Source organism: Metaplanococcus flavidus (assembly GCF_042675885.1).
GTDB classification, from domain to species: domain Bacteria; phylum Bacillota; class Bacilli; order Bacillales_A; family Planococcaceae; genus Planococcus; species Planococcus flavidus.
In genome coordinates this window covers 1-1,988 of record NZ_JBHTKI010000005.1, presented here as the reverse complement: position 1 = coordinate 1,988, position 1,988 = coordinate 1, and the positions used below count along the sequence as shown (strand labels likewise).

General features: G+C 52.5%; 2 rRNA genes. Both read left to right on the top strand.

What is annotated here, in order from left to right:
* Nucleotides 1–87: ribosomal RNA gene (locus ACFQ1X_RS02565) — 16S ribosomal RNA — on the top strand; the annotation flags it as partial.
* A gap of 207 nt (nucleotides 88–294) precedes the next feature.
* A 23S ribosomal RNA gene (locus ACFQ1X_RS02560) occupies nucleotides 295–1,988 on the top strand; the annotation flags it as partial.

Genomic DNA, 1,988 nt, shown 5'->3' with positions numbered 1-1,988 from the left:
AGCCAGCCGCCGAAGGTGGGACGGATGATTGGGGTGAAGTCGTAACAAGGTAGCCGTATCGGAAGGTGCGGCTGGATCACCTCCTTTCTAAGGATAATATCGGAATCAAAACCTGCGGGTTTTGAGTTGACGTTTTGCGTTCAGTTTTGAAGGTTCACCTTCAGGCGGCAACGCCTTTTTGTGGTCTTTCAACACTTGTTCTTTGAAAACTGGATAAAACGACATTGAAACAAAACGAAACAACGCAATTCATGAAGTGACACGATCACAGTACGTGATCAACTTTTTAACTGAGGTTAAGTTAGGAAGGGCGCACGGTGGATGCCTTGGCACTAGGAGCCGAAGAAGGACGGCACTAACACCGATATGCTCCGGGGAGCTGTAAGTGAGCATTGATCCGGAGATTTCCGAATGGGGAAACCCACTGCCTGTAATGGGGCAGTATCCATGTGTGAATTCATAACACATGCGAAGGCACACCCAGGGAACTGAAACATCTAAGTACCTGGAGGAAGAGAAAGCAAATGCGATTCCCTGAGTAGCGGCGAGCGAAACGGGATCAGCCCAAACCAGGAGGCTTGCCTCTTGGGGTTGTAGGACACTCTGTACGGAGTTACAAAAGAACACGTTAGGCGAAGCGACCTGGAACGGTCCGCGATACCGGGTAACAGCCCCGTAGCCGAAAAGGTGTTCTCTCCAGAGTGGATCCTGAGTACGGCGGAACACGTGAAATTCCGTCGGAATCCGGGAGGACCATCTCCCAAGGCTAAATACTCCCTAGTGACCGATAGTGAACCAGTACCGTGAGGGAAAGGTGAAAAGCACCCCGGAAGGGGAGTGAAACAGATCCTGAAACCGTGTGCCTACAAGTAGTCAGAGCCCGTTAATGGGTGATGGCGTGCCTTTTGTAGAATGAACCGGCGAGTTACGATTGCATGCAAGGTTAAGGTGAGAAGCCGGAGCCGCAGCGAAAGCGAGTCTGAACAGGGCGACAGAGTATGCAGTTGTAGACCCGAAACCAGGTGATCTACCCATGTCCAGGGTGAAGGTAAGGTAACACTTACTGGAGGCCCGAACCCACGCACGTTGAAAAGTGCGGGGATGAGGTGTGGGTAGCGGAGAAATTCCAATCGAACCTGGAGATAGCTGGTTCTCTCCGAAATAGCTTTAGGGCTAGCCTCAATCTTTGAGAATCCTGGAGGTAGAGCACTGTTTGGACTAGGGGCCCATCCCGGGTTACCGAATTCAGACAAACTCCGAATGCCAGTGATTTATGATTGGGAGTCAGACTGCGAGTGATAAGATCCGTAGTCAAGAGGGAAACAGCCCAGACCACCAGCTAAGGTCCCCAAATATCCGTTAAGTGGAAAAGGATGTGGCGTTGCTTAGACAACCAGGATGTTGGCTTAGAAGCAGCCATCATTTAAAGAGTGCGTAATAGCTCACTGGTCGAGTGACACTGCGCCGAAAATGTACCGGGGCTAAACGGATTACCGAAGCTGTGGATGGAGCTCTTCGGAGCTCCGTGGTAGGAGAGCGTTCTAAGGGCGTTGAAGCGGAACCGGAAGGATTCGTGGAGCGCTTAGAAGTGAGAATGCCGGTATGAGTAACGAAAGACGGGTGAGAATCCCGTCCACCGAATGCCTAAGGTTTCCTGAGGAAGGCTCGTCCGCTCAGGGTCAGTCGGGACCTAAGTCGAGGCCGATAGGCGTAGACGATGGACAACAGGTTGATATTCCTGTACCACCTCCCCGCCGTTTGAGTAATGGGGGGACGCAGAAGGATAAGGTGAGCGCGCCGTTGGTTGTGCGCGTCCAAGCAGTGAGGCGTGGAATGAGGCAAATCCCATTCCTGATACGCTGAGCTGTGATGGCAAGGGGCACCATGCCCCGGAGTCCCTGATTTCACACTGCCAAGAAAAGCCTCTAGCGAGGCGGGAGGTGCCCGTACCGCAAACCGACACAGGTAGGCGAGAAGAGAATTCTAAG